This is a genomic window from Pseudomonas sp. PICF6 (genome assembly GCF_009831705.1).
Lineage (GTDB): Bacteria > Pseudomonadota > Gammaproteobacteria > Pseudomonadales > Pseudomonadaceae > Aquipseudomonas > Aquipseudomonas rhizophila.
This window is the reverse complement of record NZ_WUUD01000001.1, coordinates 121,209-146,323: the sequence shown is the minus strand read 5'-3', so window position 1 is coordinate 146,323 and position 25,115 is coordinate 121,209. Positions and strand designations below refer to the sequence as shown.

Here is a 25,115-nt window from a genome sequence, read left to right as displayed (position 1 = left end):
GGAGGGCAAAGCATGTTGGTGTTGTGGGTAGTCCTCGCCGTGTTTATCGCCTGGAGCTGGCTGACGTATCCAGGCATCGGCCATGTGCTGTACGACATGGGCATGGCCCTGGAAGCGCGTCTGTACCGACTGCACAAGATCACGGTGCCCATCAGCGAAATGACCGTGTCGACCTGGCAAGGCGGGCCCTACGAAGCGTCCGGCAGCATATTGATGCTGCACGGCTACAGCGCCGACAAGAACCTCTGGCTGCGTTTTGCCCGGCATTTTGTCAGCGACTACCGGGTGGTGATTCCTGACCTGGCCGGTCATGGCGAAACCGGCTTCAAGGCCGGCGGCGGTTATGACATCCCGACCCAGGCCCGACGGGTGATCGAACTGCTGGATGCCTGCGGCCTGGACAAGGTCCATGTGATCGGCAACTCCATGGGCGGTCATCTCGCCGCCTGGCTGGCGGCGACCTCCCCGGAACGGATACTCACCCTGGCCCTGATCGACCCGGCCGGCGTCACCGCGCCCGAACCCAGCGACATGGAGCGGCACCTGGCAGCCGGCCACAACCCGTTTCTGGTGCGCTCGCGGGACGACTTCGCTCCTTTCTACGCGATGACGATGGCCTCGCCGCCGTGGGTGCCGAGTGTGGTGCTGGCGGCGCTGGCCGAGCGTTATGAGCAACGCCGGGATGAACTGGAAGAGATCTTCGTGGATTTTCGCGCCAGCCCGCCGATGGAGCCGCGCCTGCCCGACATCCGCGCGCCTTCGCTGCTGCTCTGGGGTCGCAAGGACCGGCTGATTGACGTCAGCAGTGTGCCCGTATGGAGCAAGGGCATCGCCGACTTGCGTGTGGAAATCTGGGAGGGGGTAGGCCATATGCCCATGGTCGAGCGACCCGGGAGAACCGCCGCGCTGTATCGCGACTTTCTCAAGGGCCTGGGCCAGTGACCTTGATGCCGCTCTTCAAGGCTGCCTGAGCCACGGTGAAGTGGGCGGATCAGTCCCTGACAGAATGAAGTCCTGAAGATTCTTCGTTTGTCGACGCTGGTGAAGGCTGCGATCTTTCCTTCCACTTTCCCACAGCTTGCGCCAGGAATTCTCACAATGAGCTTCGTCAGTCCCGACCTGATCCGCCAACGCTTCTCCAAGGCGATGTCCGACATGTACCGCGACGAGGTGCCGCTGTACGGGGCACTGATGAACCTGGTGGAACAGACCAATGCCCAGGTGCTGGTCAACGACCCGCACTTGGCCGAACACTTGCGCAGTACCGGTGAACTCCAGCGTCTGGACCTGGAGCGCCACGGCGCGATCCGTGTCGGCACCGCCGCAGAACTGGCAACCCTGGGGCGTCTGTTCGCGGTCATGGGCATGCACCCGGTGGGCTACTACGACCTCACGCCCGCCGGGGTGCCTGTGCATTCCACGGCATTTCGAGCCGTGCATGAAAGCGCCTTGCAGGTCAGCCCGTTCCGGGTGTTTACCTCGTTGCTGCGTCTGGAGCTGATCGAAAACGCCGAGCTTCGGGCCTTTGCCGAATCGGTACTGAACAAGCGCCAGATCTTCACCTCCGAGGCGCTCCAGCTCATCGACCTGGCCGAACGCCAAGGGGGTCTGACCGAACCACAGACTGATGACTTCGTCCTACAGGCCCTGGAAACCTTTCGCTGGCACCACAGCGCCACCGTCACGGCCGAGCAATATCGGCAACTGAGCGCCCAGCATCGGCTGATCGCCGACGTGGTGGCTTTCAAGGGCCCGCACATCAATCACCTGACGCCACGTACCCTGGACATCGACATCGTGCAGGCCCAGATGCCCGTGCACGGCATCACCCCCAAGGCAGTCGTCGAAGGCCCGCCCCGTCGGCATTGCCCGATCCTGCTGCGGCAGACCAGCTTCAAGGCGCTCGACGAACCTGTAGCGTTCACCGACCAGCCCCACTCCCAAGGCAGCCACAGCGCCCGCTTCGGCGAAATCGAGCAACGGGGCGCCGCCCTCACCCCGAAAGGTCGCGCACTCTACGATCAGTTGCTGAACGCCGCTCGGGATGCGCTGGGGGCGTTTCCCAACGAAGCCAACGCCGAACGCTACAACGCACTGATGACCGAGCATTTTGCCCAGTTCCCTGACAACCACGATGAGCTGCGTCGGCAGGCACTGGCGTACTTTCGCTATTTCGTGACGCCAAAGGGCCTCGCTGCCAAAGGCACGATCAAGCAACCGGTCTCGCTGGAACGCTTGCTGGAAGCGCAATACCTGCGCGCCGAACCCCTGGTGTACGAGGACTTCCTGCCCGTGAGCGCCGCCGGCATCTTCCAGTCGAACCTCGGCGATGCCGCTCAAATTCACTACGCCGGACAGTCCAATCGCCAGGCATTCGAGCAAGCGCTGGGACAACCGACCATCGATGAGCTGCAGTTGTATGCCGAAACGCAACAGCGCTCGATGGATGAGTGCATGTCCGCCCTGGGAATGTAGGAAAAACCGGAAAGCCGAATGCGTAAGAAGTTGCGCATCCGGCTTGCCAACTACGCAACTCCCCGCGCGCATTCCTCTGTAGCCGGAGCGCTCATGGATTGGCGATTAATCCCAACCTATTGATATACATAGCTTTTATAGAAGCTGGCATAGCTCTTGATAACCGTCAGGCCACCTGGGGACGATTCCCTTCCCAGGTCCCTTTAGTTATCCCGCAAGGAGAGCATCCATTGGCTACCCCCGCTTACATGTCCATCGAAGGCACCAAACAAGGTCTGATCACTGCCGGCGCCTTTACGGCCGACTCGGTGGGCAACACCTACCAGGAAGGTCATGAAGATCAAGTCATGGTGCAAGGCTTCGAGCACCAGGTCATCATCCCCCGCGATCCTCAGTCGGGTCAGCCAACCGGCCAGCGCGTGCATAAACCCCTGGTCATCACCAAGGTGTTCGACAAGGCCTCGCCGCTGCTGCTGGCGGCCCTGACCTGCGGAGAACGCCTGACCAAAGTCGAGATCCAGTGGTACCGCACCTCGGCGGCCGGCACCCAGGAGCATTACTACACCACCACTCTGGAGGACGCGATCATCGTCGATATCAAGGACTACATGCTCAACTGCCAGGACCCGGCGAACGCGCACTTCACCCATCTGGAAGATGTGCACTTCACCTACCGCAAGATCACCTGGACCCACGAAGTCAGCGGCACGTCGGGCTCCGATGACTGGCGTTCACCGGTCGCTGGATAATCGTCGATAGATATTGATTCAGGATGGTGTTCGCCCAGTGCGACGGCCTCGGCATTCCATGCACTGGTAAAGAGCCTGACACTGGGCGAACGGGCATAATAATAGTGGAACTTGCAAAATATGTCCGGGAGCTTGTTTAAATAATTATTTATCTTTAGTCGTCATTATTAACGCCCAATCAATAACAGCTATACAAACAGCTATACAAAATCCAACAGCAGTATAAAAAAACATATCCGCTACGCCGAACAAGACCGGGCAAGTAAAGCAGCATTAACAAATGCGTTTTCAAGACCGCGCGGTCTATCAATCCTCAGCCCTGTCGCGCGGTCTTTTGTGCATCCGTCTCCCCCGCTTCAGTATCGCCTTCCTGCTGTTTGCGTTTAGCCGGATCGTTGGGGCGCAGGGCGTCGTTGTCACGCTCCACCTCACCCGGCATCGCCGGCTCGTCTGGATTGTGCGACGTTTGATCACTGGGTTTCATGGCGAACTCCTTGGTTTTTCGGGCCTGCGCGTCAGGCGTCAGGATCGGCGACTTCTTCAGCGACGTTGGCGTCGGGTGAACGATGGTGCAGTTGTTCGGCCTTGGCCTTGAGTTCCTGCCACTGTGCCAGGTCGATAGCGCCCTGGCCGAACAGGTCATCGGCCACCCGCATCAGCTCGGTGAAATGGACGTCGGGCGACTGCTGCCAGTAGGTCTTGTCGTCGAACAAGCGCTGCCAGTCGGCCAGCGAGGGAAGTGTGAGGTCATCACTCATGACGGACTCCTCAGAGGCATTCATAAGGTATGAGGGTCGACGTTCCCGGGGAGTTCCGGCGATTCTCAGTAGCCCGTCATTTCCAGGTAACCGTTGCCGCTGTGGCTGCCGCTCAGGTGCACCGGCCCTTCCCAATAGGGAATGCGCAGGTTCATCCAGGCGTTGGGGTTCAAGGCATCGGTGGTGATGTCGAGTCGCTTGCCGGGGATCCTGATCGTCCAGCGCACCGGCATCGAGCGCCCGGCAACCTCGGCGGTGTCCAGTGGTTCAAGGCTGATCTGACCGGCATGCAGGGTCTGCGCCTGGCCTTGGGCATCGATCCAGGTGCCCGTGAGGTATGGCGCCCCATCCTTGTGGCGCATGCGGTAGAGCATCACATGCTCGCCGCTGTCCAGGTGCAGGGAAAACCAGTCCCAGCCCGTCTGGTTCGCAGTCAGTGGCTGGCTGCTCCATTCGCGGTCGAGCCAGGCCGGGCCGCTGACCGTATAACGCTGGCCATCGATTTCCACGTGGCCGCTGGCCTGGGGCGCGGCGTTCAGGGCGCTGCGAAACAGCGTCCATTGCACACCGTAATCGCGGCCCTCGGCATCCTTGAGATTGGCAGTGACGTACCACCACTCGATGCGAAACCCCTCATGAACACCATGATCGGCGGGAAAACTGAATACCCGCCCCGGCACCACGGGCGTGAATGCGCCGGCCTGCTCACCCAGGCCGGCGAAGCCCTTCGGCGGCGGTTGCCGGTTATCACAACCGCAGAGCAGTAGCGCTATCAGCATCAAGCCCAGTTTAATCTTCATGGGCAAAGGTCCTCAGCAAATCCGCCGGTTGCGTGCGGTACAACGCATACAGCGGCCAGGCCGATGCCAGCAGCGTGGCAAGCATCGCCAGGCCCAGCAACTGCGCCAATTGCCACGGGAATACCCGCAACGGCAGGCGCCAGCCGAAGGCCTGCACATTGATTACCGCGTCCAGGCACCAGGCCAAGGCGATGCCCAGTGGCAAGGCCAGTACCAGGGTCAATAGCGCCAACAGCCAGGTCTGGCCCAGATTGAGCAACATCAACTGCCGGCGCGTTACCCCCAGCGCCCACAGCGGCGCCAACTGGCCGAGGCGGCTTTGGCTCTGGGTCAGCAGGCTGATGAACAACGCCACCCCGGCCACCGCCAGCGTCAGGCTATTGAGGGCGGCGGTGGCGGCGAAGGTGCGTTCGAATACTTGCGTCGACCAGCCCTTGAGCCGCGCCTGATCGACAATTCGGCTGTCATCCAGGCTGAACCGGGCCTGCAACGCCGTCAGCAACGCAGGGATCGCGGAGGGTTCGATGCGCAGGTTGAAGCGGTTCGGCGTCAGTTGCGGCCAATGCCGCAGCAAGTGGTCGGCATTGACCAGCACATGGCCCTTGGGGTTGCCGTAGTCGGCATAGATCCCGACGAGGCGCGGCGTCCAGGGTCCCTGGGGCGTCGGGATCGTCAATCGATCGCCAATATTCACGTTGAGACGCCGGGCCAGTTGTTCGCTGAGCATCAACGTGTCACCCCCGGCCAGTTGCTCCCAAGGCTTGTCGGAAACCGACTCCAGCAACGGCCAATGCTGACGATAGGCGCTGTGATCGATGATGCCGTAGATGTCCGTCGGCCAGCCTTGCAAAGGAATCGAGACCTGCCAGTTGGGCAATATCGTGCTGATCGCCGGCTGCTCCTTGAGCCAGACGTGCAGCTCGCCCGCCTGGGCCGGGGTTTGCGGATTGATGTACAGCTCGGCGGTCAGACGTTGCTCGAGCCAGTTACTGAAGGTCTGGCGAAAACCTGCGGTCATGCTGCCGGCACCGATATTCGCCGCCAGAGCCAGTAGCAACGCCATCAGTGCCAGGCTCAGCGTCGGCAATTGCTGACGGCAGTCGGCGAGAAACCATTGCCCAAGTACCGAACGACTGCGGCGCAACAGCAACTTCAGCGTGCCACTGAGCAACACCGGTAAAGCCAGGGCAGCGCCCAGCAACAACGCCGTCATCAAGACAAAACCGCTGCCCAGGCTGTCACCCCAGATCAACGCCGATACCGCGAGCAACCCCGCCAATGTCGCCACCCACCCCTGGCGCCGCAGCCAGCGGGCATGGGCCTGATGCCAGGCCTGGGGATTGGCCAGCGCCAACAGCGGCAGGCGCGCCGCCCGCAGCAAACTGTCGGCGCCGGCCAATAACGCACCGAGCAAGCCCAAGCCCACGCCGCTGAGCCACCACCACGGGCTGAGGTTCAGGTGGCCGGCCACTTCGGCGCCGTACAAGCCGCGCAGGCTCGCCGCGACATCGGGCAACAACAGACTCGCCAGCCAGTAGCCGCTGAGCACTCCTGCGATTGCGCCGAGCAAGGCCAAGGCGCCCAGTTCGAGGGCCAGACTGGTGACCAGCAACCGCGCACTGACGCCACAGGCCCGCAGGGTTCGCAGCAAGCTGCGGCGTTGTTCCAGCGCCAGGCCAATGGCGGCGTGAACGATGAACAACCCCACCACGAAGGACAGCACCCCCAAGGCGTCGAGGTTCAGGTGAAAGCTTTCGGTCAGGCGCGACAGATTGTTTTCTTCATCGGCGTGCTTGAACTGCAGCCGGCCGTTGAACGCCGTCGGCAAGGGCGCGTTGAACGTGGCAGGCAATAGCAAGCGCGACAGCTGGTCCGGCCGTCCAAGCACCTGCTGGGCGAAGCCGATGTCCATCAGCAGCACGCCGGGCGCCATGTCCGCCTGGACAAGCAACGGTGGCAGGGATTGTCCATCGACCGTCCGGGGCCGGTCACCCTCGCTCAGCCCCAAGGCCTGCAAGGTCTGCGCAGCGATCCAGGTGCGGCCAGGCTCAGTGAAAAACTCCACCACGTCTGCCATCTCCCGGACCTGCCCCGCCACTGCCGCTCCGGGGGGCAAAGACACCGGGTCGATGCCCATTAACTGCAGGCGCTGATCCTCGTGCCCCTGCAGCGTCACCCGAGCCTGCAACACGGGAGACACCGGCCATCCCAGGCGACGCAGATCGACAAACCATTGTTGGGTAAAGGTGCCGCCGCCGGGCGCACTGAGGCTGGCCTGGGGTTCGCCACCAATCAGTTGGCTGGCTCGAGCGTAACTGTCCCGGGCCTGACTGTTGAGCGCCTGCACGCCAGTGAGCAGGCTGGTGGCGAGCCAGAGCCCGGTCAGGACGCTGAAAAACTGCACCGGGTGCTGGCGCCAATGGCTGAGCAAGGCCTTGAGCGTCTGGCGAAGGATCATCACCCTTGGGCCACCTGCGCCAGACGTCCGCCTTGCAAGACCACTCGACGGCTCAGACGGGCCGCCACCCGGGGACTGTGGGTCACCATCAGCAGGCTCGTCGGGCTGCCGTCCAGCAACTCCAGCAACAGTTGCAACACCTCGTCGCTGGTGGCTTCGTCGAGGCTGCCGGTGGGTTCGTCGGCCAGCAACAAGGGCGGCCGGGAGGCCAGTGCCCGCCCCAATGCCACCCGTTGCTGCTGGCCGCCGGACAGTTGTTCGGGATAGCGGTGCAGCAGTTGCGAAAGGCCGAGCCGTTGCACCAGATGGGTCTGCCAGGCAGGGTCATAGCGACCGCACAGACGCGCCTGGAACGCCAGATTATCCTCCACCGGCAAGCTACTGATGAGGTTGAACTGCTGGAACACCAGGCCGATCTGTGTACGTCGCCAGCTTGCCAGTTGGCTTTCGCTCATGCCGTCGAGCCTGCGCTCGCCAAAGCGAATGCTGCCACGGTCGACCTTGTCCAGACCGGCAACCAGATGCAGCAAGGTGCTTTTCCCGCTGCCGGACTCACCCATCAGTGCCAGGCTGTCGCCAGGGGCCAACGTCAGGTCGATACCCTGCAGCACCGGCAATGGCCCTTGCGGCGTGGCATAGCTCTTAAATACGTCGCGAACTTCAAGCATGAAAAGGCTCATGGGTAAACGTGAGGCTCAGGATAGCGGAGTTGGGTGACGGGCAGACCAAGGATGCGCTCAGGCGACGGGCAAACACCGCTGGTCGTCTGCCCCGCCTTGTTTTGCCCGACGCCTTGCAAAGCATAAATTTCCAGCTATCAATCAATGACTAATACGTGCCGTTTACATGCAGTCGGCCAATTCGTCATAAACATGACGCACCTGGATTGCCTCCTATTCAAGGACGATCGCCGACATGCCTCAAACAAAATATCGCCTCGATATCGATGGGCTTCGCTGTATTGCAGTGCTGGCCGTACTCATCCATCACCTCAACGCCGACCTGCTGCCAGGCGGGTTCGTGGGGGTCGATATTTTTTTCGTCATCTCGGGTTTCCTCATCACTTCCCAGGTGTTTTCCGAGATCAAGGGCAACAGCTTTTCGCTCAAGCGCTTTTATCAGCGGCGCATCAATCGCATCGTGCCCGCACTGGTCACTGTGTTGTTGGCGAGCGTGATCGCAGGGGCCTTCATCCTTTCCCCCGCCGACCTGACGCGGCTCAACGTCAGTGCGCTGTTCTCCCTGCTGGGGGTCTCGAATATCTATATCTGGATGAAGTACGGCAACTATTTCGCCGCCGATGCCAGCGAAGCGCCGCTGCTGCATACCTGGTCCCTGGGGATTGAAGAGCAGTTCTACGTGATCTGGCCGCTGCTGATCCTGGTGCTCTATCGCCTGACGCCGCGTTATGTCCTGCCGGTGCTGGCCGTCGGTATCGTGGCGGCGGTGGGGCTTTCTGAATACGCCACGAACGTCTTCGTTACGGCTTCCTATTACCTGCTGCCCACACGGTTTTTCGAGCTGATGCTGGGCGGAGCACTGGGTATCTATCTTTATCAGCCACGTACACTCGGCAGGATAGAAGTGCTGGCTTATACAGCGGCGGGGTATGGGCTGATTGGTTTTTCCTTGTTTGCCCTGAGCCGGGACACCCCCTTCCCCGGCGTCAATGCGTTGATACCTTGCCTGGGCGCGGCGCTGCTGATTCTGGCCGGCAGCGGTGGAGCTCGCTCCCGCCTGCTGACCAACCAGCCCATGGTGTTCATAGGCCTGATTTCCTATTCGCTGTATTTATGGCACTGGCCGTTGATTGCCTACCTGAATTACCTGGGCATCGAGATAACCCTTTCTGTGGGCATGTCACTGGTGCTGGTGTCGATTCTGTTGTCCTGGTGGTCCTGGCGGCATGTCGAAATTCCCTTTCGGCGCACTGGCGCGCAATTGCAGTTTCCCCGAGTACTGGTCCGCCGATTCATAGTCCCGGCCCTGGGGCTGGCCGTCCTGGCGACCTTGAGCCTGCAATGGAACGGCTTCCCACAGCGTTTTGCGCCTGAAGTGTCGAGGCTCGAGGCCATGGCACTGAGCAAACCGAACAGGCTTCGCAGCGGTTGCCATATGCCCAGTGCGCGGTACAGCGCCGAACCTGATCCGGATTGCCAGCTCGGTGCACACAAGGAGCAACTGGACGGAATGATGGTGGGTGACTCGTTCGCCAATCATTTCACGGGCATGGTCGATATCCTGGCCAAACCCAACGGCATCAGATTAATGGACTACACACTGGACGCCTGCCCGCCGATTTTCGGCTATGCCACCGAGGTGTCCGAGGCGTATGGCGACCGTTGCATGGCGCGCAACGACCGGGTGTTCGAGCTGATCAAGCAGAACCACTACCCATACGTCGTGCTGGCCGGCGCCTGGCCCAAGGATGCGGCGGCCGCACAAATTATCGAAGCGAGCATCAAGCACGTGGCGAACAACACCGGCCAGGTCATCGTGATTCTGCGCAACCAGAACATCGACAATGCAGCGACCTGCCCCGTGCGCCGCTTGATGTTCGGCACCGATCGCTCATGCTCGGCTCCGCTGGACGTCACCGCGCCGTATTGGGAGGGGATACGCGCCAGACTGCCCCAGGTGCGCTTTATCGACCCCAATCAAGTGATCTGCCCAGCGGGGCTATGCAGCCCGATCATGGACGGGCAGTTGCTGTACCGCGATGACGCACACTTGAATGACGTGGGCTCACGCTTCATCGGCCGCACATTGCGCGAGCTGGGATTCTCCCTACTGCACGACCCGGCCCGACTCGGCCCGATCGCCACAACCCAGTGAGCCCCCTCCCCGCAGGTTTGTGGGGTATGCAAGTTCTGCGGACAACTCGGACTACTGTGGGAGATTCTATGCTGCAAGCCCACCCACCGCCTTCGCGAGCAGGCTCGCTCCCACAGGGGATTTGCGGAGGCATGCAAGGCCTGCGGACAACTCCCACAGGGATTTGCGGCGGCATGCAAGGCCTGCGGACAACTCGGACTACTGTGGGAGATTCTATGCTGCAAGCCCACCCACCGCCTTCGCGAGCAGGCTCGCTCCCACAGGGGATTTGCGGAGGCATGCAAGGCCTGCGGACAACTCGGACTATTGTGGGAGCGAGCCTGCTCGCGATGACGGCGGCACATTCAACATCGATTCCGACCGACACACCGCCTTCGCGAGCAGGCTCGCTCCCACAGGGATTTGCGGCGGCATGCAAGGCCTGCGGACAACTCGGACTACTGTGGGAGCGAGCCTGCTCGCGATGACGGCGGCACTTTCAACATCGATCCCGCCTGACCCGCCGCCATCTCGGCCTGAACCGGGCCTGGTGTGACAATGTGCTTGAGGTCGATGTGTTTCCATTCAGGCAGCGCCCCCAGCCGCGCATTGAAGCGGTAGTTGAAGGTAAAGGCGTCTTCGGTCGACTGGCTCAGGGATTTCCCATAGGTCGCTTCAACACCGGCCGGGTCGTACCCCATCAACTGCAACAGCGTCGGGAAGATGTTGTAGTGGCTGGAGCGGTCCTTGTTCTGTGCCCATGCTCGCTGCCAATCCAGGGTCTGCAAGCGCGCGCCTTCTATGACCACCAGCGGCACAAGCCCTTCCTCCGCCACCGGGTCACCGCCGCAGTGGGTATTGAGCCCAGGGTTGCCGCGCTCGTGAAGGTCCTGGCCGTGGTCGGAGGTGTAGATCAGCACGGCGTTGCCTAAATCGGCCTGCTGGAAGATCCGCCTGAAGAACTCTCCGACATTCCACAGCAAAGTGTTCTGGTAGGCATTGCGGTACAGCTCCCAGTCATGGGTCCGGCCATCAAAACCGTCACGCTGGCCGGTATCGGCGACTTCGAGAAAGCGCCCACGCGGCAGTGCGGGACGATAGCTCATGAACTCATCCGGGTATTTGTCGTGCACGGGAAAATGCGCACCGAGCTTGTTCACCACCACCAGCTCGGCCCGGTCATTGCCCAGCCGCTCGATCAGTTGCGCGGCAACCGCCATGTCTCGCTCGAACACCGGGGTGCGGTCGAACTGCACGAAGTCGTCGATATCGTTTTTTTCAGTGTCGGTCATCAGGTTCTGAAGGTGACCACCGGTACGCTGGGCGTCGATATAGACCGTGCGCAACCCGGCGTTTTTTGCATACTGCCAGATCGACGGCAACGTGCTGTTGATGCGCACGTAATCGGCCCGGGTGCCGCCGTAACGCAAGGTGACGTTGGTGTCGGCGCTGCAGTTGGCAATGGAAGCCGCGTAACCGAAATTGAACACCTGCACCCCATCGGGCGGGGTCTTGAGGCCGGTGTGCACGCCGAACGGCGTATTGATATCCAGATAATTCCCAGCGACGCTTTCATCGATAATCAGCACAATATCATGCTCGATCGGCGATGTTGGCCGCGTCAGGCGGATCGGCTCCCGAGGACCGACGGTGTTTTGCAGGGCTTCGTAAACGAACAGATTCAGATAGGCCAGCGGTGTGTACATCACCGGCAGCCCCCGCGCGCCCTCGCCCGCCCGGAAGAACAGAACACCACTGAGCAACAACACGCCCAACACAGGCGCGGCGATTGGCAAATAACCGGGCAATGACACCGACCGCCGAGGCTTGAGACCCAGTCCCAGCAGCAGCAACAGGCCACCGGTGGCGGCGCTGACAATCACTTCGCGGTACTGCGAAGCCGCCTCCCCGATAAAACCACCCGAATACACCAGCGACACAAACTGGCTGTACGTCAGGTAGCTGTCGGTCACCCTCGTGTAAACCTCGAAGAACACCGCCGAACCAAACATCGCCAGGGCAAACAGGTGGCGCACGGAGGTCTGGCGGATGTACGCACTCATCCACAGCGCCACCACCAACACCACGAACATCGCGCCGAACAGCAACGTGGCAAATCCCAAACCCAAGGCATTCAGACGATCAAGGTAATAGTCATATCCCCTGATCAAGTACAGCACCAGCAACAGTTCCTTGAGGTATCGGAGCATGTGTTTCTCGGCGATAGGGCGGCGTTGGATAGAGGGTCGTTTTCTGCACGTTAGCAGCGGCTTTGCAAAGCGCAAGAAAAGGGACGAACGGCCAATGCGTCAAAAAAAAGTTAGCCCAAAAATGACACACTTGAAGCCAGTTAAACGTAAAAATCTATGGATAAATACCGTTCATCGCCTAGTTAAAAGCCGTTACAGCCCTTTAAAAACGGCACTTTTCTAAACCAGTCAATGACTTGATATCAAAAGGCCAAGTTCTGTCGAGTTTGCCAACAGTGACAACTGTCATTTTGCTGACACGCTTTTCTGAAGCTGCGCTATACCCCTCTAAACAGTTTCATCCGAGTTACATCAACCGTCTTGCGAGGCACGCCAAAAATGGATGTGAGCGTATTTGGTACGGGGTATGTGGGATTGATTCAAGCGGCTGCGTTGGCCGACGTCGGTCACCGTGTTTTGTGCATCGACATTGACCCCAACAAGATCCGTCAGCTGCAGCAAGCGGTGCCACCGATCAGCGAGCCTGGGTTGTCCGAACTGCTCGAAGAGAACATCAAGAGTGGCCGGCTGCTGTTCAGTGATCAGGCCAGCGATGCGGTCAATCACGGCGAACTGATTTTCATCGCCGTCGGCACGCCAGCCGATGAAGACGGTTCGGCAGACCTGAGCCATGTACTGGCGGTCACCCGCCAGATCGCGGACTTCATGGACAGCGACCGCACCTTGATCATCAAGTCCACGGTGCCGGTCGGCACCGCCGACAAGGTCGCCGAATGTGCCCATCAGGCATTGGCTCGCCGGGGCCTGAAACAGCTGAACGTGCGAGTGGTGTCCAACCCCGAGTTTCTCAAGGAAGGCAGCGCCCTGGCCGACTGCATGCGCCCGGACCGGATCATCATCGGCACCGCCGACCCGCTGGCCCGCGATCAGATGAGCGAGCTGTACGCGCCCTTTTGCCGTAACCGCGAAAAGCTGATGTTCATGGACAACCGCAGCGCCGAACTGACCAAGTACGCGGCCAACGCCATGCTCGCCACCCGCATCAGCTTCATGAACGAACTGGCCAATCTCACCGAAAGGCTGGGCGCCGACATCGAAGCGGTACGCAAGGGCATCGGTTCGGACCCTCGTATCGGCTATCACTTCATCTACCCCGGGTGCGGCTTCGGCGGTTCATGCTTTCCCAAGGACCTGCGCGCCCTGCTGCATACCGCCGAACAAAGCGGCATGCCCCTGCGCCTGCTGCGCAGTGTCACCGACGTCAACGACAGCCAGCGACACATTCTCTTCGAGAAACTGACGCAACAGTTCTCCGGCGGCCTGGCCGGCAAGTCGATTGCGATTTGGGGCCTGGCTTTCAAACCCAACACCGATGACATGCGCGAAGCCCCCAGCCGCTACCTGATGGAAGCGCTGTGGCGCGAAGGCGCTCGGGTCCATGCCTACGACCCGGAAGCCATGTCCGAATGCCGCCGCCTCTACGGCTACCGCAAAGACCTGAACCTGTGCGCCACCCGCGACGACACCCTGGAGGATGCAGACGCCCTGGTGATCTGCACCGAGTGGAAGAACTTCCGGGTCGTGGATTTCGCTCTGTTGGCCAACAAGTTGCGCGCCCGGGTCATCATCGATGGCCGCAACCTGTACAACCCCGAACATCTGGCCGCCGCCGGCCTCTTGTATCGCGGCATCGGATTGCGTCACACCGTGCCCAGCAGCCTGACCCAGGGGCCACGGGCATGAACATTCTGGTGACCGGCGCGGCCGGTTTCATCGGCGCCCATTGCGTGCTGCGGCTGCTGCGCGACGGCCATCAGGTGTGGGGGCTGGACAATTTCAACGACTACTACGACCCGCAGCTCAAGCACGACCGCGTGGCGTGGGTGAAGGATCAGGCGGGGGACTTTGCGTTGGCCCGGGTGGACCTGACCGACGCCTCGGCCATCGATGAGTTGTTCCAGTCACACCGCCCCGACGTGGTGATTCATCTCGCCGCCCAAGCCGGCGTGCGTTATTCCCTGGAGAATCCACGGGCCTACGTCGACAGCAACCTCAGCGGGTTCCTGAACATTCTGGAAAGCTGCCGTCGCCATCCGGTCAAGCACCTGATCTACGCCTCCTCAAGCTCCGTGTATGGCGCCAACCAGCGCACACCTTACTCAGTACAGGACGGCGTGGACCATCCGCTGTCGCTGTATGCGGCCAGCAAGAAAGCCAACGAGTTGATGGCCCACAGTTACAGCCATCTGTTTGGCATCCCATGCACCGGCCTGCGGTTTTTCACGGTGTACGGCCCCTGGGGCCGGCCGGACATGTCGCCGATCCAGTTCGCCCGCGCCATCGCCGAAGGCCGCGTGTTGCAGTTGTTCAACCATGGCGAGCACCAGCGCGATTTCACCTACATCGACGACATCGTCGAAAGCATCGCCCGGCTGATCGAACGCCCGCCCCATGCCATGCCACAGTGGGATCGCGATCAACCGGACCCGGCCACCAGCGCAGCGCCCTGGCGGATCTACAACATCGGCGGGCAGCACCCGGTAGCGCTGCGCACCTATGTGGCATTGCTGGAAAAGCACTTGGGGCAAACCGCCCGGATCGAACTGCTGCCCCTGCAACCAGGGGACGTGTTGAACACCTGCGCCGATGCCAGCGGCCTGGCGCGGGTCACCGGTTTTCAGCCGCGCATCGAGCTGGACGAGGGCCTGGGGCGCTTCATTGCCTGGCTCCTCGATTACTACGCCCTGCCTATCGCCGACACCGCTTGCAGCCCAACGCATGCGACCAACCTTCAGCGGAGGAGTCTATGACCCGACATGAGCAATGCATCCCTATCACCGCCCGCGGGGGCGACAAGCGTGTCGATCCCGAACACCGCCGACGCCTGGACGCGGCCATCCATCGTCAGGGCCGCGGCTGGCTGACTGGTCGCGACGGCGGTCGACCCTGGACGGTCTCGCGCACCAATCGGGTGGTGGCCTGTCTCGGCGCGCTGTCGATCCTGGTACTGCTCAGCCCGCTGCTGCTGGGCCTGGCCCTGCTGATCAAGTTCTCAAGCCCCGGTCCAGTGCTGTTTGTGCAGAAACGCACCGGATACCGCGGTCGGGTCTTTGGCATGTACAAGTTCCGCACCATGGTTGCTGATGCCGAGGCGCTCAAAGAATCACTGCGCCACCTCAACAAGCACGGCGCCGATGCCATCGACTTCAAGATCGACAACGACCCGCGCATCACCCCCGTCGGCCGGTTCCTGCGACGCAGCAGCCTCGACGAGTTACCCAACCTGATCAATGTGGTGACCGGCGACATGCGCCTGGTCGGCCCGCGGCCGACCTCGTTCAACGCCTACCGCTACAAGGACAACCATCTTGTCCGCCTGAGCATCTACCCCGGCCTGACCGGCCTGTGGCAGATCTCCGGGCGCAGCAACATCGACTTCGACCAGCGCGTGGAACTGGACCTCAGCTACATCGCCGAACAAAGCCTGTTGCTGGACTTGAAGATCCTGATGATCACCCCTTTCAAAGTTTTCAGCGGCCACGGAGCGAGTTAAATGGACGGTTCAACCAATATCCTGAGCATCGCAAGCCCGAGCGAGACCAACCTGACCTCAACCGTGCTTGACCCATCCATACGGATTCTGCTTCTGACGGCCGCCAACACCGGCACCGGAACCAGTACCAGTGCCATGGCCCTGGCCGCTCAACTGGCGCAGATGAGCAGCGGCCGCGTACTGCTGGTGGACGCCAGCCAGTCGCCGCGCAACCTCAGCCAGCAATTGTCGCTGCACAAGGAGCGCGGCTTCAGCGACCTGCTGTTCAACAGCCTCGCACCGCCCTTGTTGCAGGACTGCGTGGTGCAGACCTCCAGCTTGCCCTTCGACGTGCTGCCCAACGGTCGTCTGGGGCGCAATGCCGAGCGCCTGAACCCCGAGCAGCTTCGCCCGCTGTTCAAGCAACTGGCCGGGCAGTACCGCTTTGTGGTGATCGACGCTGACGCGGTGTACTCGGCCTGCGACACCCTGGTCATGAGCACCCAGGTGGACGGTGTGGTGCTGGTGGTGCGCGGTGAAGACACCCGCTGGGAGGTGGCCCAGGCCGCTCGCCTGCGTCTGACCCAGGCCGGCGCCAAGGTGGTGGGCAGCGTGTTCAACCGCCGCAAGTACTACATGCCCAAGTGGCTCTACAACAACCTGTAAGCCTGCAAAAAGGATGACGAGATGAACGCCAGATTGCTTGTCCTGCTGCTGTTGCCGCTTGCCGGTTGCACCAGCCACACCGAAACCCGCTCCATGCCGGTGCAGATCCTTACGGCGGCACCGGCCAACGCCCAGGCCACCGACATGCCCCGGGTCGAACAGACCCTGCGTCCCCAGGATGTGCTGGATGTGATCTTTCACATCAGCACCAGCGGGCCGGATGCCTACCGGGTCCAGCCGGGTGACCAGGTGGCCTTGAACTTCACCGCCGCCAGCCAGCTCAACGGCGCACAACAGGTAATGCCCGACGGCAGTATCGAACTGCCGGGGGCCAACACCTCGGTAAAAATCGCCGGGCTGACCACGGACGAAGCACGCCTGGAGGTACAGCGTGCCTATGACCGCAAAATGCTGTTCCAGCCCAACCGCAATCAATTGACGGTGCATGTCACCAGCCCGTTGAGCAACGAGACAAAACTGCGCAACACCCTGACCCACCCGGGCACCGGCATGAGTCGGGAGATCACCGTGGGCCGGGATGGTTACGCAAGCTTCCCCGAAATCGGTGCCGTGCCGCTGCAAGGCATGACCGTCAATCAACTGGAAACCTACCTTAACGAGCGCTACGCCCAATTGCCGGGGCGCATGTCCGTCGATGTGCTGCTCAAATCCACCGCTGGCAACGAGATCTATGTCCTCGGGGAAGTGGCCCAGCCCGGTTCCTACCCGATCCGCCGGCCGATCTCGGTCCTCGAGGCCCTGACCCTGGCCCGTGGCACCAACGTCAAGGCCCGACTCGACTCGGTGGTGATCATGCGCCGCAACGGAAATCAGGTCGAAGCCCGCCACTATGACGTGGAAAAAGCCCTGAGCGGTGACGCCTCGCAGATCGCCTACCTGCAGCCCGAAGACATGCTTTTCGTGCCCAAGACCGGGCTGGCCAAAGCCGGTGAAATGGCTCGGCAACTGGCCGACGTGGTGCTGTTCCAGGGCATGGGAGTCAGCTTCGGCTACCGCCTTGACAGCAAAGGCGACAACGGCAGGTCCAACACTTCTGCAGCAGGTAATTGATCATGAATCCCAAGGAAAACTATCTGCATGAGTTCTTCAGGATTTTCTTCGCCAACAAGCAGTGGGTGAAGCGCGTCTTCCTGATCTTCGCCGTGATCGCCCTGGCGCTGCCGTTGATGCTCAAACAGAGCTTCGACATCACCGCCCAGGTCATCGTCCAGTCGAAAAAACTCTCCCAGGGCGACGCCACCACGTCGCTGAACCAGGAAGACGCCACCTTCATTCCACCGTCCCTGGCGGACATGGAAACCGAGAGCAATATCCTGCGCTCGCCGGCCCTGATCCGGCAGACCATCAGCACCCTGCGCGACCAGGGCGAGTACACCCCTAGCCCCGGCATCTTCAACAAATGGGTGAGCGAGCCGCTCAAGCACTATGTCACCACGCCGCTGCGCGAGTACGTCGTCAACCCGCTGCGCGACGGCCTGGGGCTGGAAGTCGATCCGGTGCGAGATACCACGCTCGACATGCTGACCGACGAAGCCATCGCCAACCTGAAAATCGAAACCCTGCCAGGCTCCAACGTCATCTCCATCGTCTACAGCTTCGGCGACCCGGCCCAGGGCACCCGGTTCGTGGCGCAACTGCTGGAGAACTACCTCTCCGGTCGCCAGGACCTGCAATCGATCGAGCTGCCGCAAGCCTTCTATGAGCAGAAGAAAACCCAGTACCAGACTCGCCTCGACGGACTGGAGGGCACCCGCCTGGCGCTGCTTGAAGACGTCAGCTCCTCCGATCCCAAAGAGGAGATCACCTTCCGCCTGAACGCCATCAACACCGAAGAACAGGCCTTGAACCTGTACCGCGATCGTCTGCTGCAAAGCCAACGCTGGCTGGATTACCTCAAGACCAGCCTGGCAGCGGCGAACAACTCACGGTTCAACGACTACACCTTCCCGTTCACCTTCACCACCACCATGGACAACATCGCCTTCGAAGACCGGGAAATCAAACAACTGGGCGAGCAACTGACCACTCAGGTCAGCCGCTACATGAATGATCTGGCGATCTTCCAGCCCGGCAGCGAGCCGATGCTGTTGACTCGGGAGCAGATCGCGCGCACCCGCCAGCAGTTTCTCAAAGTGGTGAGCAACCGCATCCAGGAACGCACCAACGACCTGGCAGTCGTCAGCTCGGTGATCGACCAGAAAACCGCGCGCATCGCCGAGTTCAAGGAGCGTATCCATCAGTTGCAGCAAACCCAGAGCAAGCTGCGGCAGATGGACACCGAGATCAATGCCCTGCATGCGGCATTTTCCACCTACGCCCAGCGGTTCGCCGAGAGCAGCACCGCCCGCGCGCTGGACAACGACCTGTCCAATGCTCGCGTCCTCAGCCCGCCGTTCGAACCGACCGCCCCGGCGTTTCCCAAGCCGATGCTGATTATTGCGTTCGGTCTGTTCAGCGGCTTGCTCCTGGCGATCGCCCTGGTCTATGTGCGTGAGTTCTTCGACCATCGCTTCAAGCACCCTGCCCAGATTACCCAGCAACTGGATGTACCGGTGTTGCTGGTGATCAACGAGCAGAACCCCGAACAGGTCAACCCGCACCGCAATTGGAGCCTGCCCAGCCTTGTCCATTGGGTGCGCAATTGAACGCGCCGATTGGCCCGACCTGCCGCAGCAGCGCCCTGCCGATCATTCATTTGCTCGACAGCGGCGGCTTCTACGGGGCCGAGCGGATGTTGCTCGATCATTGCCTGGCCACGCCAGGGCAGCACCAAGTGCTGTTCCTGGCGGCGCCGCCGACCTTGATCACGCGCTTTCGCCAGGCCGGGGTCGATTGCCGCCACTGCGCCAGTTGGGCCGAGCTGTTGCAGCACCTGCGCCAGCGACGGGACGAGCAGCCGCTGATCAACACCCATAACTTCAAGGGCCTGCTGTTCGGCTGGGCTGCGGCCACGCTGCTGCGCTTGCCCCTGGTCATCACTCAGCACGGCTTTACGCCTCGCAGCACCAAGCAACGGTTCTACACGTGGCTGAGCCTGCAACTGTGCCGCACCGCCTCGGTCAAGCGCGTGGTCTGCGTGGCCGAAAGCATTGCCGTGCTGCACCGCCAGGCCAGCGTGCGCGCGGAAAAACTCGACGTGATCCCCAACGGCCTGCCGTCGATCACAGCACCGCTGCCTCATCGTGACGACCGGCTGCGCTGGCGGGTCGGCTACGTCGGTCGCTTGAGCCACGAGAAAGGCCCGGACCTGTTCCTCGACGCCATGATCCCCCTGTGCCAGCGGCATGCATCGCTGCACGCGGTGATGCTCGGCGACGGCCCGGAACGTCAGGCCTTGCTCAAGCGCATTACCGACGCGGGCCTACCTACTCGCATCGAGCTGCCCGGCTATCAGACCGACATGAACCCCTGGTGGAGTCAGCTCGACGCGCTGGTGATCAGTTCGCGCACCGAAGGCACGCCGATGATTCTGCTCGAAGCGATGCAGGCCGGAGTGCCGGTGGTGGCGTTCGGTGTGGGGGGCATTCCCGATGTGCTGCAGGACCGTCACAACGGCCTGCTCGCGACGCCGGCCGACAGCGCCGAACTGGCCCGGCAGATCGAAACACTGTTTGGCGAACCGCCCCTGGCGCGGATTCTGGCCGATAACGCGCGCCGTACCCAACGGGACCGTTATGACCTGCGCGCCCTGGCCGAACGCTGGTCGCAGCTCTATATCCGCACGGCACGGGAGGCTCGTCCATGATTGTCCCGCTCTCGATCGTCAGTCTGCTGGGCCTGGTTTGCCTGGCGTTGCTGGCCAGCCCCTATCCCTTCCTGGCGCCGGGAGCGGTGCTCGGCCTGGTGGGCGTCGCCGTGCTGTACCGCAAACCCGGCTGGGGCTTGCTGGGCATTGCGGCGCTGGTGCCGTTCGAAGGTCTGTTCAAGGAGAACGCTTTTTCGGGCAGCAAATTCTTCGGCGTGGCGCTGATTCTGATCCTGATGCTGCAACTGGCCCTGCGCCAGATTCCCTCATCACGCTTGCGCAGCAATATCTGGCGGCCGCTGATCGCCTTCATGATGCTCTATGGCCTGAGCCTGATGCTGTCGCAGAACCTGGGCCTGTCCATGACCCATCTGCGCGAACTGATGGTAGGGCTGATTCTGTTCGTGATTACCCTGCTGATCGGGCGCGAGCTGAACCTGGACCTGTTCTGCCGACTGATGACCCTGAGCGTGACCACCACCTGCGTGCTGGCAATGTTTTCGGTCAAATACCAGGACCAGGGCCGCGCATCCGGCCTGCTGGAAGACCCGAACGCCTTTGCCCTGTTGATCGCCTTTACCGTGCCGATGGCGTTGTTGCTGGTGTTGCGCAGCCCGAACCTGCTACACCGATTGTTCTGGGGTGGCTGTTTCATCCTGCTGCTGGGCGGCATGACCAAGACCGAATCGCGCTCGGGGCTGGTGGTGCTGTTGCTTAGCCTGGTGATTGGCCTCTATCACTATCGTGCCCAAATGCCGCGCATCCGCCCGCGACACCTGGGCTTCGCCATGCTCGGGCTGGCAATCATGATTCCCTTGGTGATTGCGGTGATGCCGGCCGGCTACGTGGCGCGCATCCAGTCGCTGAGCATCCTCAGCGCCGGCGCCAGTGCCCACAAAGACGAATCCCTGGGCCGTCGTGCCTCGTACATCGTGGTCGGCAGCAAAATGATCCGCGAGAACCCGGTGCTGGGCAGCGGCCCGGGCACGTTCCCGCTGCACTACGCCCCCACAGGCTACGCCAAGGCGTTCTCGGCCAATCGCAAGCTGGGGGATCTGTATCGCCGGGCCCACAACACTTACCTGGAAATCTTCAGCGAGATCGGCATCCCTGGCGGGCTGATGTTCGTCGGCATGATCGGCCTGGGCCTCTACAACCTGTGGCGCGCCCGCCAGCTCTGGTTGCAACGTCGGGACTGGGTGCAGGCGGACCTGCTGACGCACCTGGGCATGAGTTTCCTGTCGCTGGCGCTGTTTTTGATGTTCCTCAGCGCCCCCAACCATAAGTTGCTGTGGATCATGCTCGCCATCACCAGCGTGTTGCGCTACGACGCCGAACAGGCAACACCGCAGGAGGCCCGTCCATGAGCCGCATCAGCATTGTGATCCCGATGTTCAACGAGGCCCGACACATTGGCCGTACGTTGCTGGCGGCGCAGGAAGCCGCTCGCCAGGCGCAACTGGACTGTGAGTTGATCGTGGTGGACAACGGCTCGGACGATCATGGGCCGCGCATTGCCAACGAACTGGGGGCGCGCGTGCTGATCGTGCCCGGCGTGCACATCGGCGCCCTGCGCAACCGCGGTGCGGCCATCGCCCATGGGGAATGGCTGGCGTTCATCGACGCCGACATCGAGATGCCGGCCAACTGGCTCAAGCTGCTGCTGGAACTCCAAGGCCAGGGCGATGTGCTGGGCCTGGACCTGGACACCCCCGCTCAGGCGCCTTGGTTCGCTCAAGCCTGGCAACGCCGCAGCCAACGGCCAGGCTCGCGTCCCTTGCACCGGGTGCAGTGGCTGCCCAGCGCCAACCTGTTGTTGCGTCGCCAGTGGTTTGAGCAGGTCGGGGGGTTCGACGAAACCCTGCGCACGGGCGAAGACAAGGATTTTTCCCTGCGCCTGCGCAACGCCGGGGCGCAGTTGCTGCTGGTCAATGAAAACGTGGCCCTGCATTGGGGTTACGAAGGCAGTTGGCGGGAGTGGATGAGCAAGGAACTGTGGCGCCAGGGCAGCCATTTGCAGTTGCTGCGCAGCCATGGTCCGAGTCTGCGCCTGCTGCGTTTTCCGGCGATGTCCATCGGTGCCTGGGGCCTGGACTTTCTGGCGTTGGTCGCTCTGTTCCAGGGCCAGCCGCGCATCGCGCTGATGCTGCTGTTGCTGACCTCTCTGCCCGCGTTGTTCCTCAGTCTGCGTCAAAGCGGGCGTGACCTGCGCCTGACGCTGCAACTGTGGGCCTTGCACGGGGTGCGCTTGCACCTGACCGGCGCCGCATTGCTTCTCAACCTATGTCATTGGAACGTCAGGAGACCTGCCCGTGGCTGAATTTCTTTACTGGTCGTGCCTGTTGCTGCCGGTGTACGCCTACCTTGGTTATCCGTTGATGCTGAGTCTGCTGGCGCCACTTTTTCCACTCCGGCGCTACGGGCCGGCGTTGCCGATGGACGTCAGCATTGTCATTGCCGCCCACAACGAGGCACGGCACATCGAAGAGAAACTGCGCACCTTGCTGGCCCAGGACTACCCGGCGCGCTCGCTGCAAATCATCCTGGCCAGCGACGGCTCCACCGACGACACAGTGGCCTGCGCTCGGCGGGTCATCGACCCGCGCATCACCGTGCTCGACCTGCCGCGCCAGGGCAAGGCCGCCGCCCTGAATACCGGCGTGGCCCACAGCACTGGAGAGATCCTGGTGTTCACCGACGCCGACAACCAATGGACCGCCGATACCCTTGGCTACCTGTTGGCCCCGCTGGGCGATCCGCAAGTCGGCGCCTGTGCCGGGCACATGGAAATCCCCGTGCCGGGCAAGGGCCTGAGCCTGGGCGATAGCCTGTATCGGCACTACGAAGGCTGGCTGCGTCAGGTAGAGAGCCGCACAGGTTGCATGGTCTCGGCCGACGGCGCCTTGCTGGCCCTGCGGCGCGAACTGTTTGAACCCATACCGGCGCAGGTCAACGACGACTTCTTCCTCAGCACCTGTGCGCCGGCGGCGGGCAAGTCCATCGTGTATGCGCCACTGGCCCGGGTCACCGACCAAGGCGTGGACGAAGCCGACAAACAGTTTCGCCGTCGCCAGCGGGTCACCGTTGGCGGCCTGCAAAGCCTGGCCCAGCGTCGGCAGTTGCTCAACCCTCTTCGTCACGGGCTCTACGCCATCGGCCTGATCAGTCACAAACTGATCCGCCGTCTGGCGCCGGTGTTGCTATTGCCGCTGCTGCTGAGCAACGCCTGGCTGTGGAATGAACATCTGTTCTATCGCCTGAGCCTGGTGGCGCAACTGCTCGGCTACGCCATTGCAATGATCGGCTTACTGGACGTAGGCCACCGATTGCCCAGGCCCTTTCGCCTGGCGGCGTTCGTGCTGGTGACGCTGGCGGGCATGAGCATCGGGCTGTGGCAGTTTCTGCGAGGTCATCGTTATAGCCAATGGAACCCCGAGCAGAACCGCTAAGGAGACGGCCCATGTCCATCAAACAAGTCTGCAAGCGCACCGGCGGCTGGCTGTACCTGAACACGTCCCTGGGCCGTGGTCCGTTGCGTGGCGCCGGCGTGATTCTGATGCTGCACCGGGTCCTTAACAATGACCGCGCCGCCGAACTGCCCCATCGCAACGAATTGTGCGTGGGACCTGAGGCTTTCGAGCGCTTGCTGATCTGGCTGCAACGCTATTTCGAATGCGTGCCCTTGATGAGCCTGCTGCTGGCCGATCCTGAAAGCGTCCCGAATCGCCCGCGAGTGGCGCTGACCTTCGACGACGGCTGGCGCGACAACGCGATGAATGCCTTTCCTTTGCTGCGCCAATACCAGGTGCCGGCGAGTATTTTCCTGTCCACCGACTTCATCGGCAGCCGCCAGCACTTCTGGTGGGAAAGCATCGGCGAAACCCTGTGGGGCAGCCATGGCCAAGTGGCGCGACACTCGTTGATCGAGCATTTGCAGCACGTCGGCCGGCCATTGCCGGTGATGCTCGATGACTTGGATGAGCAGCGCCGCAGCCTGTCGCTGATGCACTATCTACAGAGCCTCAAGAGCCTTGACCCGCAGGTCTTGAACGACCTCACCGACGCCTGTCCCACGGGCGCCCAGCCCCAGGCCCTGGACTGGTTCCAGGTACGAATGCTGGAAGACTCCGGGCTCATCCGCTTCGGCCCCCACGGTGCCAGCCACGCGATTCTCACCGCGCTGGATGATCAGCGTCTGCACGAAGAGCTGAGCCGCAGTCGGGCGGCCCTGGAGAACGGTTGCGCCCAGCCGCTGCCGGTGTATTGCTACCCCAACGGCGATCACGATGAGCGCGTGCGTCAACAGGTGGCAGCCCACGGTTTCCCATTTGCCCTGGGCACCGAAACCGGCTTGTATCGCACCGACGGCGATCCATTGAACCTGCCACGCTTCGGCGTCAGCCAACGCAATGCCCAGCACCCTGAATTGCTGGCCTGGCGCATTCGCCGGGGGACACGCCCATGAGCCGCGGCCACTACCTCAAGCACTTGGCGCTGAGCATGGGCACGCGCCTGGCGATGATCGGCCTGCGCCTGCTGCGCAATGTGCTGCTGGCGCGGATCCTGGGGCCAAGTGAACGCGGGCTGTTCGCCCTGCTGAGCACCCTGCCGGACCTGATCAGCGCCGTCACCAGTGGCGGCTTGAATTCGGCCGTGGGCTATCAAGCGGCTCAACAACGCTCGATGGGCCTGCTGCTCAGCCAGGTGCTGGTCTTCGGCTGCCTGTTGGCCGGGTTATTGACGGTGCTGGTGGTGGCACTGGTGCGCGAATTCGGCGGCGAACTGGACATCACCACACAGTTGGGACTGTTGGCGTGGCTGCTGCTGTTGGCCGTGCCGTTGACCGTGCTCAAGAGCGGCCTGCTGACACTGCACAATGCGTCCGGC

22 protein-coding genes are annotated in these 25,115 nt (G+C 62.0%); 16 read left to right on the top strand and 6 right to left on the bottom strand.

Annotated elements, in window-relative coordinates; translation table 11 throughout:
• Positions 1-12 precede the first annotated feature (12 nt).
• The 3 genes from GSM73_RS00645 to GSM73_RS00635 all read left to right on the top strand — a co-directional run bounded on the left by GSM73_RS00645 (position 13) and on the right by GSM73_RS00635 (position 3,224).
• Positions 13-942 carry an alpha/beta fold hydrolase gene (locus tag GSM73_RS00645; protein ID WP_047228524.1) on the top strand — a complete coding sequence of 310 codons (930 nt, stop codon included), beginning with the start codon at positions 13-15 and terminating at the stop codon, positions 940-942.
• A 156-nt stretch (positions 943-1,098) separates the two neighbouring features.
• Complete coding sequence (locus tag GSM73_RS00640) at positions 1,099-2,475, top strand: VOC family protein (RefSeq protein ID WP_160891321.1); 1,377 nt, start codon at positions 1,099-1,101, stop codon at positions 2,473-2,475.
• Between the two features lie 230 nt (positions 2,476-2,705).
• Positions 2,706-3,224, top strand: a complete 519-nt coding sequence (locus GSM73_RS00635; RefSeq protein WP_047228526.1) for an Hcp family type VI secretion system effector — start codon at positions 2,706-2,708, stop codon at positions 3,222-3,224.
• 313 nt (positions 3,225-3,537) lie between these two features.
• Here the strand turns inward: GSM73_RS00635 and GSM73_RS26350 are convergent, their stop codons facing one another.
• The 5 genes from GSM73_RS26350 to GSM73_RS00615 form a co-directional block, all read right to left on the bottom strand.
• Complete coding sequence (locus GSM73_RS26350; RefSeq protein WP_171061341.1) at positions 3,538-3,708, bottom strand: hypothetical protein; 171 nt, start codon at positions 3,706-3,708, stop codon at positions 3,538-3,540.
• Between the two features lie 31 nt (positions 3,709-3,739).
• Entirely contained in the window at positions 3,740-3,982 is a 243-nt protein-coding gene (locus GSM73_RS00630; protein ID WP_047228527.1) for a hypothetical protein, read from the bottom strand.
• Positions 3,983-4,047: 65 nt separating this feature from the next.
• The gene (locus GSM73_RS00625; RefSeq protein WP_160891319.1) at positions 4,048-4,782 is read right to left on the bottom strand and encodes a lipocalin family protein; all 735 of its coding nucleotides are present in this window, start codon (positions 4,780-4,782) and stop codon (positions 4,048-4,050) included.
• Positions 4,772-7,240, bottom strand: a complete 2,469-nt coding sequence (locus GSM73_RS00620; protein ID WP_160891317.1) for an ABC transporter permease — start codon at positions 7,238-7,240, stop codon at positions 4,772-4,774. Before GSM73_RS00620 ends, GSM73_RS00625 begins: the two co-directional genes overlap by 11 nt.
• Positions 7,240-7,908 carry an ABC transporter ATP-binding protein gene (locus GSM73_RS00615; RefSeq protein WP_047228530.1) on the bottom strand — a complete coding sequence of 223 codons (669 nt, stop codon included), beginning with the start codon at positions 7,906-7,908 and terminating at the stop codon, positions 7,240-7,242. The genes GSM73_RS00620 and GSM73_RS00615 overlap by 1 nt, the downstream gene beginning before the upstream one ends.
• A 247-nt stretch (positions 7,909-8,155) precedes the next feature.
• Between GSM73_RS00615 and GSM73_RS00610 the strand changes: the two genes are divergently transcribed.
• A complete protein-coding gene (locus GSM73_RS00610; RefSeq protein ID WP_160891315.1) occupies positions 8,156-10,075 on the top strand; it encodes an acyltransferase family protein in 1,920 nt (639 codons plus the stop codon).
• A 437-nt stretch (positions 10,076-10,512) separates the two neighbouring features.
• Here the strand turns inward: GSM73_RS00610 and GSM73_RS00605 are convergent, their stop codons facing one another.
• Positions 10,513-12,264 carry a sulfatase-like hydrolase/transferase gene (locus tag GSM73_RS00605; RefSeq protein ID WP_160891313.1) on the bottom strand — a complete coding sequence of 584 codons (1,752 nt, stop codon included), beginning with the start codon at positions 12,262-12,264 and terminating at the stop codon, positions 10,513-10,515.
• Between the two features lie 378 nt (positions 12,265-12,642).
• Between GSM73_RS00605 and GSM73_RS00600 the strand changes: the two genes are divergently transcribed.
• The 12 genes from GSM73_RS00600 to GSM73_RS26600 all read left to right on the top strand — a co-directional run.
• The gene (locus GSM73_RS00600; protein WP_076383950.1) at positions 12,643-14,007 is read left to right on the top strand and encodes a UDP-glucose/GDP-mannose dehydrogenase family protein; all 1,365 of its coding nucleotides are present in this window, start codon (positions 12,643-12,645) and stop codon (positions 14,005-14,007) included.
• The gene (locus tag GSM73_RS00595) at positions 14,004-15,074 is read left to right on the top strand and encodes an NAD-dependent epimerase (RefSeq protein ID WP_160891311.1); all 1,071 of its coding nucleotides are present in this window, start codon (positions 14,004-14,006) and stop codon (positions 15,072-15,074) included. Before GSM73_RS00600 ends, GSM73_RS00595 begins: the two co-directional genes overlap by 4 nt.
• Entirely contained in the window at positions 15,071-15,817 is a 747-nt protein-coding gene (locus GSM73_RS00590; RefSeq protein ID WP_047228535.1) for a sugar transferase, read from the top strand. Before GSM73_RS00595 ends, GSM73_RS00590 begins: the two co-directional genes overlap by 4 nt.
• Positions 15,818-16,462: a CpsD/CapB family tyrosine-protein kinase gene (locus GSM73_RS00585; protein WP_047228536.1), complete on the top strand. Its 645-nt coding sequence runs from the start codon at positions 15,818-15,820 to the stop codon at positions 16,460-16,462.
• Between the two features lie 21 nt (positions 16,463-16,483).
• Positions 16,484-17,533, top strand: coding sequence for a polysaccharide biosynthesis/export family protein (locus GSM73_RS00580; RefSeq protein WP_047228537.1), 1,050 nt, complete (start codon positions 16,484-16,486; stop codon positions 17,531-17,533).
• Between the two features lie 2 nt (positions 17,534-17,535).
• Positions 17,536-19,128 (top strand): Wzz/FepE/Etk N-terminal domain-containing protein, encoded by a 1,593-nt coding sequence (locus tag GSM73_RS00575; RefSeq protein ID WP_047228538.1) that lies wholly within the window; start codon positions 17,536-17,538, stop codon positions 19,126-19,128.
• Positions 19,125-20,228 carry a glycosyltransferase family 4 protein gene (locus tag GSM73_RS00570; protein ID WP_160891309.1) on the top strand — a complete coding sequence of 368 codons (1,104 nt, stop codon included), beginning with the start codon at positions 19,125-19,127 and terminating at the stop codon, positions 20,226-20,228. Before GSM73_RS00575 ends, GSM73_RS00570 begins: the two co-directional genes overlap by 4 nt.
• Positions 20,225-21,595 carry an O-antigen ligase gene (locus GSM73_RS00565; RefSeq protein ID WP_047228540.1) on the top strand — a complete coding sequence of 457 codons (1,371 nt, stop codon included), beginning with the start codon at positions 20,225-20,227 and terminating at the stop codon, positions 21,593-21,595. The genes GSM73_RS00570 and GSM73_RS00565 overlap by 4 nt, the downstream gene beginning before the upstream one ends.
• Positions 21,592-22,548: a glycosyltransferase gene (locus GSM73_RS00560; RefSeq protein WP_160891307.1), complete on the top strand. Its 957-nt coding sequence runs from the start codon at positions 21,592-21,594 to the stop codon at positions 22,546-22,548. The genes GSM73_RS00565 and GSM73_RS00560 overlap by 4 nt, the downstream gene beginning before the upstream one ends.
• The gene (locus GSM73_RS00555) at positions 22,541-23,677 is read left to right on the top strand and encodes a glycosyltransferase family 2 protein (protein ID WP_160891305.1); all 1,137 of its coding nucleotides are present in this window, start codon (positions 22,541-22,543) and stop codon (positions 23,675-23,677) included. The genes GSM73_RS00560 and GSM73_RS00555 overlap by 8 nt, the downstream gene beginning before the upstream one ends.
• 11 nt (positions 23,678-23,688) lie before the next feature.
• Positions 23,689-24,693 (top strand): polysaccharide deacetylase family protein, encoded by a 1,005-nt coding sequence (locus GSM73_RS00550; protein ID WP_076383946.1) that lies wholly within the window; start codon positions 23,689-23,691, stop codon positions 24,691-24,693.
• A partial coding sequence (locus GSM73_RS26600; RefSeq protein ID WP_256676619.1) for an oligosaccharide flippase family protein occupies positions 24,690-25,115 on the top strand: 426 nt, incomplete at its 3' end. The genes GSM73_RS00550 and GSM73_RS26600, both read left to right, overlap by 4 nt.